The organism is Burkholderia sp. Bp8992 (genome assembly GCF_003853705.1).
GTDB lineage: Bacteria > Pseudomonadota > Gammaproteobacteria > Burkholderiales > Burkholderiaceae > Burkholderia.
Genome location: NZ_QTQI01000009.1, coordinates 100,686 through 116,207, shown reverse-complemented (window position 1 = coordinate 116,207; position 15,522 = coordinate 100,686). Strand labels below are relative to the sequence as shown.

The following is a 15,522-nucleotide window of genomic DNA, read 5'->3' as shown; positions in this document are numbered from 1 at the left end:
GCTTTATAGCGAACCCGCGCGCGGTGGTTGTATCGCGCTGTATCCGCGGTCCGGTCAGATACAGATCATTGCAAATCTCCGGCTCGCGCGATCAGTCCAGCGCGTGCTGCAGCCGCTCGATCGCCGCGCGCGTTTCGCGCTCGAGCGCGGCGAACAGTTCGGCGGCCGGCAGCGCGCGCGCCAGCGGCGCGGCCTGCCCGGCCCACTGCGCGCCGTAGCCGAATTCGCCCCGCGCTTTCGCGGCCGCGTGCAGCGCCTTGCCCGCGTCGTAGGCGATCGGGTACGCGGGCGTGGCCGGCGCGTGCGGGTCGTCGCCGAGCGCGGTCAGCCGGTTCGCGATGCCGCGCGCGATCCTGCCCGAGATCGCGGCGGTCAGCGTCGTGCGGCGCGCAGCGTCGCCGAGGATCGCGCGGCGATAGCCGTCGTCGATCGACGTTTCCGGGCACACGACGAACGCGGTGCCGAGCTGCGCGGCCTGCGCGCCGAGCGCGAGCGCGGCGGCAATGCCTTCGCCGTCCATGATGCCGCCGGCGGCGATCACGGGCAGCGCGCATTCGCGCGCGATCAGGCGCGTCAGCGCGAACGTGCCGAGGCGATCGTCGTGCGCGGTCGAATCGAACACGCCGCGATGCCCGCCGGCTTCGATGCCCTGCGCGACGATCGCGTCGATGCCCGCGGCGGCGATCTGCCGTGCCTCGTCGAGATTCGTCGCGGAGGCGAACAGCGTGATGCCCGCGTGCTTCAGCGCGGCGATCACGTCCGCGGACGGCAGCCCGAAATGGAAGCTGACGACGGCCGGTTTTTCTTCGACGAGCATCGCCTGCATGGCGGCGTCCGCGATGAAGCTCGTGTAGATCTCCGCCAGCGACGCGGGCGGCGTCGCGCCGTATTCGCGGAACACTGGCGCAAGCCAGTCGAGCCACGCGCGTTCGACCGCTGCATCGGCGCGGGCCGGGCTGTGGCAGAACACGTTGATGTTGAACGGCCGGCCGGTGAGCGCGCGCGTGTCGCGGATCATCTTGCGCGCGCCGTCGGCGTTGGTCGCGCCGACGCCGAGCGAGCCGAGCCCGCCCGCGTTCGATACGGCGGCGGCCAGCGCCGGCGTGCTGACGCCGGCCATCGGCGCCTGGACGATCGGTGCGCGGATGCCGAGCGTGCGCAACAGTGTCCGGTTGTGGGTCGGTTGATTCATGTCGCTTGCCTCCTGCGATATCCGTGATCGAAACGCTTCGGCTGCATGCAGGCCGAAGCGCGTGAGTCGGGTTCGGATCGACGCGCGTAGGTCGGACTTCGCGCGCAGCCGGTCGCGAGAAAACGATGGGCGGCCATGCGGTGCCGCTGGCTTCCGGATGCGGCGCGAGCCGCTGTGCCCATCCTACGCCAGGCGTCGATCCGCAGGCCGGCCGCTAGCGGCCGCGTGCCCAATGTGCGAGCCCGGCGCAAGCGGCCAGCAGCGCGCCCGTCACGAAGAACACCGAATGCAGGCCGAATGCGACGCCGATCTGCCCGCCGATCACGGGGCCGATCACCTGCCCGCTGAACTGCGCGGACTGCAGGTAGCCGAGCATCTGTCCCGTCGCACGCTCGTCGACGGACTGCCGCACGAGCTTGCCGATCGACGGCAGCAGCCCCGCGAGCGTCATGCCCATCAGCCCGCGCAGCGCGGCAAGCTGCCACCAGTGCGTGACGAACGCCTGCGGCACCATCGCGAGCGCGGTCAGCAGCAGGCAGCCGACGATCACGTTCCAGCTGCCGATCCGGTCGGCCAGCGCGCCGAGCCGCGCGGCCGTCAGCATGCTGCCGAGTGCCGAACACGCCATCACGACACCGGCGACACGTGCGAGGTGGTCGCCGCCTACGCCGAGGCCGCCGATATAGACCGTGATGATCGGCTCGATCGACATGTTCGCGAGCAGCACCATCATCGCGGTCACCAGCAACGCGGCGACTGCCGCGCGATTCGTGCGGTGCGCGGAGCCTGCGGCCGCGCCGGCGGTGCGCGTTTTCGCGTCGGTGCCCGCGTGGAAGTCTTCCTTCACGACGAAGATCGTCAGCAACGCGGCGACGGCGATCATCGCGCCTCCGGCGAAGAACGTACCGCGAATGCCGACCCAGCCCGGCAGCAATCCGCCGACGAGCGGCCCGACCAGGTTGCCCGCGAGCGCGCCGGTCGAGAGGATGCCGAGCGCCCAGCCCGCGCGCTCGCGCGGCGCCTGCGTGCCGACCATCACGGTCGACGCCGACGCATAGCCGCCGACGAGCCCCGCGATCAGCCGCAGCGCGACCAGTTCGACCACGTTGTGCGCGACGCCGATCAGCGACATCACGATCGCCATCCCGATCGCCGCGCGCACGAGCATCGGCTTGCGGCCGAAGCGGTCCGCGAGGCGGCCCCACAGCGGCGCCGTGACGGCCGTGCCGAGAAACGTCGCACCGAATGCGATGCCCGACCACTGGATCACGGCCGACTGCGAGTCGACGCCGAGCTGCCGCACGTACAGCGGCAGGAACGGCAGCAGCATGCTCAGGCTGACGAGCGTCGTGAACGACCCGAAGACGCACACGGCGAGATTGCGCCGCCAGTAGTGCGCGTTGCGTTCGGCATACCTCGCGGCGGGTCGATCGGCGGGCGTGGCGGCTGGCGCGTGGACGGTCGTGCTCATCGCGCGCTCCTCGCGGGAATCGGGCGCAGCGTGCCGGACGAAGCATTGACTGCCCGTGCGTGCAGTTGATCCAGAAGTGCTTGATGCATGTCGACCTCCTTTCGCTGGACGGACGCCCTGCGTGTCCGTCGGTTGAAGAAAGTCTAGATTGAGTCGAATATCGGGAGAATCTCCGTCCTGCGAAAGTCATTCTTCCGCATGTCGGTTCAATTGTCGTCGGTGATGGCCGCCAGCCGCGCGAAATGCTCGCGCAGGCGCGGCGCGGCAAAATCGACGAACGCGCGTACCTTCGGCACCGCCAGCCGCCCGTGAGGCGTGACGAGATGGATCGGCAGCGGCGCATGTTCGCTGTCGCGCAGCACGATCCGCAGCGCGCCGTCGCGTACCTGTTCGGCGACGTGATAGGAAAAGAGTCGCGTGACGCCGTGACCGGCGACGGCCGACGCGACCGCGCCGCGGATCGTGTTGATGATGAAGCGCGGGGCGAACTGGACGACCTGCGGCACTGCCGACGGCCCCGACGGCGGGAAACTCCACGAGTCGAGTCCGAAGTGCGTCATCGAGATGATCCGGTGCTGCGCGAGATCGGCCGGTGCGTCGATCGCCGGATGCGCCGCCAGGTAGTCGGGCGACGCAACGACGACTCGCCGCACGGAGCCGACCGGAATCGCGACGAGCGTGGAATCGGACAGGTGCGCGATGCGCAGCGCGACGTCCATCCCTTCGTCGATCAGGCTGACGGGACGGTCGAGCAGTTGCAGGCGGATCGACACGGCCGGATGGCGTTCGATGAATGCGTCGAGCAGCGCGCGCAGCACGTCTTCACCCGCGGCGACGGGCGCGGTGACCGTCAGCATGCCGCGCGGCGCCGAGCGTTCGTCGGCGACCAGCATGTCGGCTTCTTCCAGGTCGGACAGGATGCGGCGGCACGCGGCCGCGTAGCGTTCGCCGGCCTCGCTGAGCCGAATCGTCCGCGTGGTGCGATACAGCAGCGCGGTGCCCGTGTGTTCCTCGAGGAACGCGATCGCGCGGCTGACTGCCGCCGGCGACCGGCCGAGCCGTCGACCCGCGCCCGCGAGGCTGCCCTCGTCCAGCGTGGCGACGAACACCTTCATCGCATCGATTCGATCCATGGTCTGTGTGGTGCGCGGGCGGTCGTCTCGTGGGTGGCGGGCAAGCGAGCGTGCAGTCTACCGCACGTGGGCCAGCCGCCTTGCGGGGATGCCGCGCGCGTGGATTTGGCCCTACAATGCGCAGACGAGAAACCGCACGAACGGCCGTCAGGGTGCCGCGTTCATTGAACGCGGGGTCCGACATTCAAGCGGTTCCGCTGAATAACCAACAACATAAGCACAGCACACATGAAAAGAAGAACATTTCTCGCGCTGCCCGCCGTGGCGGCGTCCGGCATGCTCGCCGGTTGCTCCGACGTCAAGATCGGGCCGATCACCGATCGCATGATGAAGGATCCGGAATACCGGGAAACGCTGTCGGCGTTCCTGATCAGCCCCGACGGGAAGAAACTCGTCGTGATCGGCAAGCAGTACCACTACATCTTCGATGTGCCGCCTGCCCTCGCCGTCAACCTCACGGCGCCCTATCGCCCCAGGCTTCATACCGATTTCGACGATTTCGAGACGCACGGCGACAAGATCTCCGGGCGTTACATCCTGGAGCTTTCGAGCGAGGATGCCCCGCCCGGCTCCGATCTGCGTGCGCGCGCGGTCGCCGACGGTTTCAAGGACGAGCGCTACCGGCTGACCGAGCGCGGCACGATCAGCGGCACGCGTTACCAGCCGAACGACGTCACGCCGTCGTCGATTCCGCAGGCGTTCAATCATCCTTACAACGTCGAGGTCATCGAGCGGCCGTCGCTGCTCGGCCGGGGCGCGAAGCTCGCGCTGTCGCCGCTCACGATAGCGGCCGACGGCGCAGTGGGCCTGCTTGGCGTGGCGCTGCTCCCGATCGCGCTCACGGCATTCATCATCGTCGCGCATTGAAGCTGGAATCCACGATGAAATCCCCTGCCGGGAACCTGTTCCGGATCGGCTGCGCGGCCGTGTGCCTGGCATGATGCGCGTGCCGGTACGCCGCCGGTGACAACCGGCTTACCGGCACGTGCGACGACATTGCCGCATCAGACCTCGTACCGCACCGCATGTGCCTCGGTGGGCAGCGGCAGATCCCAGCGCAACAGCATCGCCTCGAGCGCGCGGTTCGTCAGCGACGTGTCGCGCCTTGCGTTGCGGCGCAGCAACTCCGCGCGCGGCTGTTCGAGATAGACGAGCGTCACGTCGGCGCCGTACGCATACAGCAGGTCGAGCGTCTTCTTGCGCATCAGCGGCGACAGGTTCGTCGCGTTCCACACGAACGGGCGCCGCTCGCGCAATAGCGCCTTCGCGGCGTCGACCGCATGGTGCGCCACCGCGCCCTCGTTCTGGCCGTGACGCAGCCCCAACGCATCGCGCGCATCGTCGAACGACACGACCGGCAGATCCGGATGATGCCGCGCGACCCACGTGTTCTTGCCCGATGCCGGCAGCCCCGACATCACGACGACCTGCGAGCCCGGCGTGCGGAACAGCGGATAGTCTGGGTGCACGTCCGCGCCGCGGAAGTAGCTGAGCGCCGTGTGCGCGTCGGCGAACGCGCGCGGCTGGCCGTAGCAGCCCTCTTCCCGCGCGAGTTCGCGCAGCAGCTCGATGTTGTCGAGCACGCGCTGCGTATCGTTGCAGATGCGCCCGCGGATATCGGCTTCGGCGAGCAGGCACAGCAGCGGAATGCTGACCTGCCACGACAGCTCGCGCGCGATGAACTCGGGCGTGCCGTGGCGCGCCCCGCTCATCGCGAAGAACGGCACCTGGTGCACGGCGATCATCCGGCAGACCGCCTCGCGCGCCGCGAACGGCATCCCGGCATCCCACAGCGCGATGCGCGCATCGATCGCGCCCTTGCGCGAGTGGCCGGGATGGCCGATCGCGCCGGTGACGGGATCGACGACGGTGGTGCTCGATTTGGCGATATCGTGCAGCAGCGCGGCCAGGAACACGATTTCCTGGTCGGCGCGCGAAGCAGCCTGATAACCGGGCAGCGCCAGCAGCGCATCGATCACCATCATCGTATGTGTCCACACGTCGCCTTCGCCGTGATGGGCGGGCTCTTGCGGTGTCGTCTTCGCCTGTTCGAGCGCGGGAAACGCCGCGAGGCACGCGTGATAGTCCGGCTGCCGGCCGGGCGCAGGCACGAGTGCCTGTAACTGTTCGTACTTCATGATCAATACTCCTTCCGAAACGGCGATCGGCTGTTCCGTGTTCATTTTTTCGGATGCGCGGCCGCGACCGATTGCCATGTCACGGTCGGGTGCGGCGCATACAGGTCGACGTCGGGTGCGAGCAGGTTCGGGATGAACGGCTGCTCCGAGTGATGGCGTGCCGAATCGAGAATCGCCTGCACGAAGTCGTGGCGCACCCACTTCAGGCGCCCGGTCGTCGTGTCGTCCGTCTCGACCTTCACGTAGAGCCCTTCGGAGCGCTCCGACTTGTCGCATTGCTGCCATGCCCGTGCGAGGTCGAGCCCCTGCCGCCGCACGGTGTCCTCGAACGCGCGGCGCCAGCCCGGCGTCTTCGCGAGCGACGGGCCGAGCAGCGCCTTGAGGTCGGCCAGCCGCGCCGGCGCGACGCCTTCGTACAGCACGGGCACCGACAGCACGGGCCCGTCGGCGAGCAGCGCGCGACGCGCGGGCGTCGACAGGAAACGGCCCGTCGTGCGGTCGAACACGTCGAACTCGAAGAAGTGGTGCGGCAGCGCGTCGTAGAACACCGCGTGCTTCTTGCTCATCGTCTCGCCGTACATCACGTAGCGATCGCCGAGGCGGTCGAGCAGCCAGCCGGCATGGGCCGCGGCCCAGGTCTTCACGAAACCGAACTGCCGCTCGCGGCCGCCGCCGGCCAGATAGTGGCCGCGCGACTGCAGCAGCAGTTCGCCGGCGGGGCTGAAGCTGATGCCGGTGTTCGCGCCGTCGAGCTTTTCCTCGACGACGATGTGCGCGCCGGCGAGCGTGCGATACGGAATGTGGTCGTGACCTTCGTCTCCGTCCTGCAGGCGCGAGCCTTCAAGATGCGGCGTGCGCGGGTAGCGGGCGAGGTCGAGCGATTGCGCGTAGGCGCGAAAATCCAGCGTCATGGTCTTTCTCCGGAAACAGGGAAAAAGCCGACGACGTGAACGAACGGATGGGGGTGCGTTGCGGTGTCAGTGCGGGTCCGGGCGCGGCCCTGCGATCACTGTTCCGGCGCGGCGACGCAGACGGAAACGGGCAGGACGACACGCGGCCGGGACGGCAGTCGTCGGCGTATCAGGCGAAGGGACGAATGTTTGCGGGCACTTGGATCACCGGTTCGATGAGGGTTCAGGGATGAAGCAGGCGGATGCTACGAAACGGCTTTTGTGCTGTCAAGCGCCGTCATGTGTATCGGTTGCGGTTGTCCGCATGCGTCGTATGCCTGCTCGGGCGCGCCGCGCACGCCATCGCCGCGCAAATGATCCGGAATCCTATATGTATGTTTTTCGCCACATCGAATCGAAATTCCATCGGCAAGGCCGGATCACTCGCTTGCTGCGTCCGTTGCGTACATGCTAGAGTCGCCGCCATTCCGATCAACCCCTCACTCGCAAGGAGAAGAACATCATGACGTCACGCCAGCGCTCCTCCCGTCGCGGGTCGTAGTTCGGGTTTTTCGCGTCCGTCCGTTTCATCGTTCACGCAACGCAGCACGACGCATCGTCGTCATGGCGATGAGCCGGGTCGTCCCGATCCGGTCGTGCCGCTTCCCTCCCGACTTCCGATGTCGGGCCGCGCATGCGTGCGCTGCCCGCGCCATGGCCCGCCGTTCTTCCTTTTCATCGAACGGAAACCTCCATGGGCAATTCCATGCAATACCTGGGCGAACGCATCACGCTGTGCGCCAGCCCGACCACCTGGATCGAAGGTGAGGCCATCCGGCAGCTCGAACTGGCTGCCACCCTCCCCGGCATGCGGCGCGTCGCCGGCATGCCCGATCTTCACCCCGGACGCGGCTACCCGGTCGGCGCGGCGTTCTTTTCGGCGGGCCGGCTGTATCCGGCGCTGATCGGCGGCGACATCGGCTGCGGGATGGCGCTGTGGCAAACCGCGCTCGATGCGCGGCGCGCCAGCGCGTCGAAGCTCGCGAGCCGGCTCGGCTCGATCGACGCCACGCCCGATGCAAGTTGGCAGCCGCTGATCGCGGCCGCCGGATTCGCCGGTCACGCGTTCGCCGCGTCGCTCGGCACGATCGGCAGCGGCAATCACTTTGCGGAGGCGCAGCGGATCGAGACGGTGTACGACGCCGACGCGGTCGCGGCGCTCGGTCTCGATCGAGAGCGCCTGCTGCTGCTCGTGCACAGCGGGTCGCGCGGCTTCGGCCAGTCGATTCTCGAGCAGCACATGCGCGAGCACGGCTACAACGGCCTCGACGAGCCGGATGCCGCGTGTGCGGTGTACCTTGCACGGCACGACGCGGCGTTGCGTTATGCGATCGCGAATCGCGACCTGATCGCGCGGCGCATGCTGGCGCGCTGGCGCAGCGACGGCCGCTGCGTGCTCGACGTGAACCACAACCTGGTGAGCCGCGCGAACATCGACGGCGAGCCGGGCTGGCTGCATCGCAAAGGCGCGACGCCGGCCGACGCGGGGCCCGTCGTCATTCCGGGCTCGCGCGGCGACTACAGCTACCTCGTCGCGCCGGTGCGGCCCGACGATGCGGCGAGCCTCGCATCACTCGCGCACGGCGCGGGCCGCAAATGGGCGCGCGGCGATTGCAAGGGCCGCCTCGAGCGGCGCTTCACGCCGTCGCAGCTCACGCGCACGCCGCTCGGCAGCCACGTCGTCTGCGAAGACCGCGAACTGCTGTACGAGGAAGCGCCGCAGGCGTACAAGCCGATCGACAGCGTGGTCGACGCGCTCGAGGCGGCCGGCCTGTTGCGCAGGCTGGCACGGCTCGCGCCGGTGCTGACCTACAAGACCTCCGGGGAGGGCTGCCGATGCTGATGCAGATTTCCTCGGCGCACGGTCCGCTCGAATGCCAGCTCGCCGCGGCGCACGCATTGTGGCGTCTGCAGGCGGAAGCCGATGCGCGGCACGTCGTCGTGACGGTCCTCGATGCGCAGCCGGGCGAACGGCCCGGCACGCTGCGTTCGGTGCTGCTCGATCTCGACGGCGATGCGGCACCGGCACTCGCCGACCGGTGGACGGGCACACTGCAGTGGATTTGCACGAGCCCGTACCGGTTGCGCCATCCGCGCAAGAACTGGTTCATCGGCGTCACGCGCTGTGCGGAGGCGCAGCCGCTGCCGGACGGCGACGTGCGGTTCGAAGCGATGCGCGCACGCGGGCCGGGCGGCCAGCACGTGAACAAGACGAGCTCGGCCATCCGCGCGACGCATGTCGCGACCGGCCTGTCGGTACGCGTGGAAAGCGAGCGCAGCCAGCATGCGAACAAGCGTCTGGCGCTGCAGTTGCTGCAGGTGCGCTTGCAGCAGGAAGCCGAGCGTCATGCGTCGGACGCGCGCCGGCAGCGGCGGATGCAGCACTTTGCGCTGGCGCGCGGGAACCCCGTGCGCGTGTTTCATGGGACGGCGTTCGTGCCGGCCGATTGAGCATGGCCGCACGGCTGTCGGCGGCGAGCCGCCGCATGCCGTGTCACGCCACGCGCAAAAGCGCAACGGCCCCGCTCGATTGCTCGAAGCGGGGCCGACTGAATTCGGGGGCTGCTTACGCCAGCGACTCGGCGCGTAACGGGTTCGCGCATCCGCCCTATCTTGCGGCCGGTTGCTGAACTTCCCAAGAGCGCTACTTCAAGGCATTCAGATCATCGAAGACACCGGACAAGTCCGACAAAGCCGTTTAGTAAGCGGACATCTCGACGCAAGGATCGACCTTGGACGGCGAGCAGATCACCGAGTACTTGGCGCTCTCGCGCATCAGCGCTTCGCCTTCGTGCAGCGCGATCTTGATCTCGGGGTGACGCTCGTACGCGAGGAATGCCGAGCACATCACGGCGGACATCACGACGAGGGAAAACACAAATTTTTCAAGGGTTTGGAAACGTTCAGGCATGGTTCGACCTTTCTCTTAGGCCGTAATTATATCTCGAAATAAGGGTTTTCCCTATAAGTCGGCCCGCATACCGAGGATGCATTCAAGCGAGATCGGGCCAGATGATCGTGCCCTTTTCAGGCAAAGGAGCGGGAAGGCGCGGCCTGCCGGAACGAGGCCGCCCACCGGGAGAAGGAAAAGAAGGCTGGCCGCCGGCGCGTCACTGCGGCGCCGACGCGCCGCTTGCCGCATTGCCCGGCCACGCCTTGCCGATATGGTCGATCAGCGATTTCGCGGTGCCCGTCACGAGCGCCGCATCGACGCCCGACGTCTGCCACGAGCCGTCGGCGGCCTTCACGAAGGTCAGGTTCGCGCGCGACGGCGAGTAATCGGCGTTGCGCCACGTGACGACGACGTCGCACGAGTACGTGCGATCGCCGAGCTTCTTGCAGTCGCCGTCGGGCTTGGCCGACACGACATCGGCCGACACGGGCAGCGGCTGGCCGAACAGCGCGTTCAGGCCGCCGTGGTTTTCCGCTTCGAGCGCGCGGCGCACGGCAGCGTCGACGTCGCTCGATCCGGGACCGTCGTGGAGCAGGTTGCAGGCGGCCAGCAGCGTCGAGGCGCCGGCGAGTGTCAGCAGCGTTTGAAACTTCATGGATATCCGTCGATCGGGTGAACGCGCGTAGTCTGCAACGTCCGCGTGCCGGGCGCGGTATCCATTTGTAACCAATTGCACGGACGTCCGGCGCGGCCGCGTGACGCGCTGGCCTACTGCCGCTCCTGCTTCACGCGGCTGACCAGCTGCGTCGGGCTCACGAACTGCAGCGCGATCACGACCCAGACGAGCGTGATGGCCATGTAGATCATCGCCATTGCGTCGATCGACTGCGGCGCGCGCACGCCGGTCGAGAACACCGCGTAATACAGCGCGACGACGAGCGTCTGCGTGCTCGGTCCCGCGGTGAAGAACGTCAGCTCGAACATCCCGATCGTGCGCACCAGCACGAGCAGCCCGGCCGCAAGCATGCCGGGCACCAGCAGCGGCAGCAGCACGTAGCGGAAATAGCGCCACGTGTTCGCGCCGAAGATGCGCGCGGCGGATTCGAGGTTCGGGTCGATCTGCTCGATGAACGGCGTCATCACGAGGATCACGAACGGCAGCGCCGGCACGAGGTTCGCGAGGATCACGCCCGGCAGCGTGCCCGCGAGCCCGATCTTGTACATCACGGTCGCCATCGGGATCCCGTACGTGACGGGCGGCACCATCAGCGGCAGCAGGAACACCAGCAGCGCGAAGCGCTTGCCGCGAAACTGCACGCGCGCGAGCGCATAGGCGGCCGGCACGCCGAGCGCGATCGACAGCAGCACGACCGCACCGACGACTTCGACGGTCACCCACAGCACGCTCGCGAGCTGGAAGTCCTCCCACGCCTTCGCGTACCAGTGCAGCGTGAAGCCCTGCGGCAGCGGCGTGCCGAACCAGCGCGTCGCGACCGAGTTCACCGCGACGGTCGCGATCAGCAGCATCACGTTCAGCAGGAAGAACGCCATCAGCCCCCAGACGAGCGCCTTCCAGGCACGGCCGGCGAGATTGCTTTTCATCCGGTGCGGTTTCCTTGCATCGACAGGCCGTACGTCAGGCGCGTCGTGTTTCGGCGGCCAGGTGCGCGCGGCATGATTGTCGGTCGCCATCAGCCCTTGCCTCCCGTGACCGCGCCCGTATAGAAGAAGCGGCGTGCGCCGAGCATCGACGCGACCACCAGCAGCTGGACGAAGCCCATCACGATCGCGATCGCCGATGCGAGCGCGTAGTCGTAGCTCTCGAACGCGGCTTCGGCCGCGGCGATCGAGATCACGCGCGTCGGGCCGGCCGGCGCGCCGAGCAGCACGGCCGACGGGAACACCGAGAACGCCTGCACGAACGACAGGCACGCGGCCATCGTGAGCCCCGGCACGAGCAGCGGCAGGTAGATCTGCCGGAACTGCTGCCACGGGTTCGCGCCGAGCGTCGCGGCCGCGCGTGCGAGCGTCGGGTCGATGCCGCTGATGTACGACAGCATCAGCAGGAACGCGAACGGAAAGCCCGACACGATCAGCGACAGCAGCACGCCCCAGTAGTTGTGCGTGAGGCGCACTTCGTCGGTGTACAGGTGCAGCCCCTGCAGTGCCTGCGGAAACCAGCCGTTCGGCCCGAAATACGTGAGCATCCCGTCGGCGACGAGCACCGTGCCGAGCGTGACGGGAATCACGAGCAGCGTCGTGACGAACTTCTGGTACGGCGAGTTGCGGCGCAGCGCGAATGCGACGGGTATCGCGATGCCGACGTTGAGCAGCGTCGCCGGTACCGCGAGCTTCAGCGTGACGAGCACGGTCGGCCACATCGCGGTATCGGTGAAGAACTGCACGTAGTTCGCGAGCGCGCCGCCGCCGTTCATCGGCTGGAACGACAGCACGAGGCCGTACGCGAACGGGTAGATGAACAGCGCGGCGATGAACGCGAGCGCGGGCGTGACGAGCCAGGCCTTCGCGTCGCGCGGCGCGCCGGACGCGAGCGTGCTCACGCGGGCTCCGCTGCGTAGACGAGCGTGCGCGAAGGCGCGACGCGCAGCCGCAACCGCTCGCCTTCCGCGAATTCGCCGGCGACGCGCGCCCAGATCGCGCCGAACGGCGTGACGGCCCGGATCAGCGAGTCGCGGCCGCCGTATTCGACCGTTTCGACGGTCGCGTCGAATGCGTTGTCGCCGCCCTCGTCCGCGCGCTCGATGTCGTCGGGGCGCAGCGCGACCACGACGTCCTTCGCGTCGAAGCCGGCCATCGGCACGCCCGTGAGCCGTACGCCGCCCGCCGCGACCCGAACGTCATCGCCGGCCATCCCCTCGAGCGTGAACGGCAGCACGTTGCGGTAGCCCATGAAGCGTGCGACGTGCAGGTTGTGCGGGCGCGTGTAGACGTCCTTCGGCGACGCGACCTGCTGCACGACGCCCTCCTTCATCACGACGATGCGGTCGGCCATCGACAGCGCCTCGTCCTGGTCGTGCGTCACGTAGATCGTCGCGCGTTCGAGCTGCGTGTGGATGCGGCGGATCTCGGCGCGCATCTCGATGCGCAGCTTCGTGTCGAGGTTCGACAGCGGCTCGTCCATCAGCACGAGCGGCGGCTCGATCACGATCGCGCGCGCAATCGCGACGCGCTGCTGCTGCCCGCCCGACAGTTGCCCCGGCAGCTTGCCCTCGTGGCCGACGAGCTGCACGAGGTCGAGCGCCTGCTGCGCGCGCCGCCGCGTTTCCTGCTTCGGCACGCCGCGCATCTTGAGGCCGAAGCCGACGTTGTCGAGCACCGACATGTGCGGAAACAGCGCGTAGTTCTGGAACACCATCCCGAAGCCGCGGCGCTCGGGCGGCAGCACGTCGATGCGCGTGTCGTCGAGCCAGATGCCGCCGCTCGTCAGCGGCTGCAGCCCCGCGATGCAGTTCAGCGCGGTGGATTTGCCGCAGCCCGACGGGCCGAGCAGCGCGATGAATTCGCCGCGCCGGATCTCGAGGTCGAGCCCGTTCAGCGCGGCAACCTGCGCGCCTTCCGCATTGGTGAAACTGCGGCACACGCCGTCGAGCCGCAACCGTTCGAAACTGTGCTTCATTGCGCGAACTCCATCGACGCGGGCGCCGCGGCGCCCGCCGGTTCAGGCGTCACTTCGACTTTTGCGAGCCGATCTCGCGATCCCACTTCTGGAACGCGGCGACCATTGCCTGCGCGTTGAGCGGCTGCACGTGCGGGCGATCGGCGAGCAGCTTCGCGTATTCGGGGCGGCCGAACTTGCGCACGACCTCCTGGCTGTGCGCGGGCGCCATCTCGAGCGTCACGCCCTTGACCGCCGGGCCCGGATAGAAGTAGCCGTCGTCGTAGGTCATCGCCTGTTGCGCCGGTTCGAGCAGGAAGTTCATCAGCTTGAACAGCACGTCGAGCTTTTCCTTCGGCACGCCCTTCGGGATCACCATGTAGTGGGCGTCGTTGACCCACGTCATGTTGTCGAACGCCTGGACTTTGAACTCGGCCGGGACGATGCCGAGCGCGCGCGGGTTGAGGTCCCAGCCCGTGACGGTCACGGTCATGTCGCGCGTGCCTTCGCCGAGCTCCTTCATCACCGCCGACGTGCCGCCCGGGTAGTACGGCACGCAATCGTTCAGCGCCTTCAGGAACGCCCAGGTCTTGTCCCAGCCGTTGATCGGGTCCTGCGGATTCTTGTCGCCGAGCACGTACGGCAGCCCCATCAGGAACGTGCGGCCGGGGCCCGAATTCGCCGGACGCGCATAGATCAGCTTGTTCGGGTGCGCCTTGCACCAGGCGAGCAGCTGATCGGGCGTCTTCGGCGGGTCGCTGACCTTCGCCGGGTTGTATTCGAGCAGCGGGCCGGCCGGCATGTAGGTGACCTCGAGGCCGAAGCCCTGCGCGAGATCCTGCATCTTGCGCGGGCCGGGCGCGTACTTGTCGAGCACGCCGGGTAACGCGGCCGCGTTGTCGGGCAGCAGCTTCTGCCACAGGTTCTGTTCGATGCCGGCGGCCAGCGCGTCGGTGCCGGTCAGCACGAGGTCGATGTCGGAGCGCCCCGCCGCCTGCATCGCCTTGATCTTGCCCGGCAGCTGCGGTGCCGGCGCATTGGTGAACGTGACGTTCGACACGAGGGTCGGGTTCTTGTCCCGGAACGCCTCGATGGCCTTCTGCGTGAGCTGCAGGTTGCCCGCGACGTCGACGATGTTCAGTGACACGGGAGCGGCAACGGCCGCCGCGGCCGACAGCGTGAAACCCAGTGCGAGTGCGATCCGGCGGACACGGCGAGCGATCGTGGTGGTGTTCATGTCTCCTCACTTCGGTCGGTGGATGGGACCTTTCTTTTCAGGAAATCATGACGGCGTTATACGATGTCGGTCAACAAAAAACCACGGCGCGCGGGGCGGGACTTTCCCTGACAAAAACCTTCCGTTTGATGACGATTGGCGTCCTGACCGGCATGGTGGAGCGTCGCGGCGCCGAATGGACCGCGTGTTAGGACGTCATATCTCGATGAGTGACGAGATGGCATCGGTTCGCGTCCGCATCACGGCCGATGGCGACGGGAGGCGCGCCGGAACTCGGCCGGGCCGGCGCGTGGTGGAGCGATATTCAGTCAGGCCGCGCCGAGCGCCGCCACTTCGCCGATCAGCCGTTCGGCGTCATGCCACTCGCCATATCCGGAGGCCGGGTTCAGATGCCCGACCTCGCCGAGATCGACGAGCTTGCTGCCCCACCCTGCCGCGAACGCCTCGGCACGCTCGAAGCGCGCGAGCGGATCGTTGCGGCTCGCGGCGACGATGCTCGGGAACGGGAGCCGCTGCGTCGGCACGGGCGTCCAGCCATGCGCGTCGATCGCGTCGGGCGGCGGATAGCCGGCGGGCATCGGCATGTCGAGGTCGGCCGGTGCTGCCAGCAGCGCGCCGTGGATCGCACGCGTAGCCTGCCGCGCCCAGTGCACGGTGATCATCACGCCCGCGCTGTGCGCGACGAGAATCACGGGGCCGTCGATCGCGGCTAGCGCCGCATCGAGTGCCGCGACGCGTGCGGCGCGGCTCAGCTTGTCGGCTTCGAGCGGCGCGACGGAACGTGCGTTCGGCAGGCGCCGTTCGAGATGCGTCTGCCAGTGGTCTTCGACGTGGTCGCGCAAGCCGGGCACGATCAGGATGGTGGGCGTGGTCGCCAGGGTCATGCAGCCTC

The 15,522-nt window shown here is 68.1% G+C and carries 16 protein-coding genes; 4 read left to right on the top strand and 12 right to left on the bottom strand.

Annotated elements, in window-relative coordinates:
• Window positions 1–91: 91 nt before the first annotated feature.
• The 3 genes from DIE03_RS15580 to DIE03_RS15570 form a co-directional block, all read right to left on the bottom strand.
• Window positions 92–1,192 carry a nitronate monooxygenase family protein gene (locus DIE03_RS15580; RefSeq protein WP_124451773.1) on the bottom strand — a complete coding sequence of 367 codons (1,101 nt, stop codon included), beginning with the start codon at window positions 1,190–1,192 and terminating at the stop codon, window positions 92–94.
• A 214-nt stretch (window positions 1,193–1,406) separates the two neighbouring features.
• Window positions 1,407–2,663: an MFS transporter gene (locus tag DIE03_RS15575; protein ID WP_124451771.1), complete on the bottom strand. Its 1,257-nt coding sequence runs from the start codon at window positions 2,661–2,663 to the stop codon at window positions 1,407–1,409.
• Between the two features lie 206 nt (window positions 2,664–2,869).
• Window positions 2,870–3,796 carry a LysR family transcriptional regulator gene (locus DIE03_RS15570; RefSeq protein ID WP_124451769.1) on the bottom strand — a complete coding sequence of 309 codons (927 nt, stop codon included), beginning with the start codon at window positions 3,794–3,796 and terminating at the stop codon, window positions 2,870–2,872.
• 228 nt (window positions 3,797–4,024) lie between these two features.
• Between DIE03_RS15570 and DIE03_RS15565 the strand changes: the two genes are divergently transcribed.
• Entirely contained in the window at window positions 4,025–4,663 is a 639-nt protein-coding gene (locus DIE03_RS15565) for a 5-formyltetrahydrofolate cyclo-ligase (RefSeq protein ID WP_124451767.1), read from the top strand.
• A gap of 137 nt (window positions 4,664–4,800) precedes the next feature.
• Here the strand turns inward: DIE03_RS15565 and DIE03_RS15560 are convergent, their stop codons facing one another.
• Both DIE03_RS15560 and DIE03_RS15555 read right to left on the bottom strand, forming a co-directional pair.
• The gene (locus tag DIE03_RS15560) at window positions 4,801–5,934 is read right to left on the bottom strand and encodes an AAA family ATPase (protein WP_124451765.1); all 1,134 of its coding nucleotides are present in this window, start codon (window positions 5,932–5,934) and stop codon (window positions 4,801–4,803) included.
• A gap of 41 nt (window positions 5,935–5,975) precedes the next feature.
• Complete coding sequence (locus tag DIE03_RS15555) at window positions 5,976–6,845, bottom strand: RNA ligase family protein (protein ID WP_124451763.1); 870 nt, start codon at window positions 6,843–6,845, stop codon at window positions 5,976–5,978.
• A gap of 733 nt (window positions 6,846–7,578) precedes the next feature.
• On the opposite strand from DIE03_RS15555, the gene DIE03_RS15545 reads away from it, so the two are divergent.
• Together DIE03_RS15545 and prfH are read left to right on the top strand one after the other, a co-directional pair.
• Window positions 7,579–8,727, top strand: coding sequence for an RNA ligase RtcB family protein (locus DIE03_RS15545; protein WP_124451761.1), 1,149 nt, complete (start codon window positions 7,579–7,581; stop codon window positions 8,725–8,727).
• Window positions 8,721–9,335, top strand: a complete 615-nt coding sequence (gene prfH, locus DIE03_RS15540; RefSeq protein WP_124451759.1) for a peptide chain release factor H — start codon at window positions 8,721–8,723, stop codon at window positions 9,333–9,335. Before DIE03_RS15545 ends, prfH begins: the two co-directional genes overlap by 7 nt.
• 247 nt (window positions 9,336–9,582) lie before the next feature.
• On the opposite strand, the gene DIE03_RS15535 is transcribed toward prfH, so the two are convergent.
• From DIE03_RS15535 to DIE03_RS15510, 6 genes are all read right to left on the bottom strand, one after another.
• Window positions 9,583–9,795: a hypothetical protein gene (locus tag DIE03_RS15535; RefSeq protein WP_047900698.1), complete on the bottom strand. Its 213-nt coding sequence runs from the start codon at window positions 9,793–9,795 to the stop codon at window positions 9,583–9,585.
• A 199-nt stretch (window positions 9,796–9,994) separates the two neighbouring features.
• Complete coding sequence (locus DIE03_RS15530) at window positions 9,995–10,432, bottom strand: hypothetical protein (RefSeq protein WP_059234165.1); 438 nt, start codon at window positions 10,430–10,432, stop codon at window positions 9,995–9,997.
• 113 nt (window positions 10,433–10,545) lie between these two features.
• Window positions 10,546–11,469: an ABC transporter permease gene (locus DIE03_RS15525; RefSeq protein WP_124451757.1), complete on the bottom strand. Its 924-nt coding sequence runs from the start codon at window positions 11,467–11,469 to the stop codon at window positions 10,546–10,548.
• Window positions 11,469–12,338, bottom strand: a complete 870-nt coding sequence (locus tag DIE03_RS15520; protein WP_124451755.1) for an ABC transporter permease — start codon at window positions 12,336–12,338, stop codon at window positions 11,469–11,471. Before DIE03_RS15520 ends, DIE03_RS15525 begins: the two co-directional genes overlap by 1 nt.
• Complete coding sequence (locus DIE03_RS15515; RefSeq protein WP_124451753.1) at window positions 12,335–13,414, bottom strand: ABC transporter ATP-binding protein; 1,080 nt, start codon at window positions 13,412–13,414, stop codon at window positions 12,335–12,337. Before DIE03_RS15515 ends, DIE03_RS15520 begins: the two co-directional genes overlap by 4 nt.
• A gap of 49 nt (window positions 13,415–13,463) precedes the next feature.
• The gene (locus DIE03_RS15510; protein ID WP_124451751.1) at window positions 13,464–14,630 is read right to left on the bottom strand and encodes an ABC transporter substrate-binding protein; all 1,167 of its coding nucleotides are present in this window, start codon (window positions 14,628–14,630) and stop codon (window positions 13,464–13,466) included.
• Window positions 14,631–14,677: 47 nt separating this feature from the next.
• On the opposite strand from DIE03_RS15510, the gene DIE03_RS38285 reads away from it, so the two are divergent.
• A complete protein-coding gene (locus tag DIE03_RS38285; protein WP_185658165.1) occupies window positions 14,678–14,821 on the top strand; it encodes a hypothetical protein in 144 nt (47 codons plus the stop codon).
• Window positions 14,822–14,938: 117 nt separating this feature from the next.
• Here the strand turns inward: DIE03_RS38285 and DIE03_RS15505 are convergent, their stop codons facing one another.
• Window positions 14,939–15,514 carry an alpha/beta hydrolase gene (locus DIE03_RS15505; protein WP_124451749.1) on the bottom strand — a complete coding sequence of 192 codons (576 nt, stop codon included), beginning with the start codon at window positions 15,512–15,514 and terminating at the stop codon, window positions 14,939–14,941.
• Window positions 15,515–15,522: the final 8 nt, after the last annotated feature.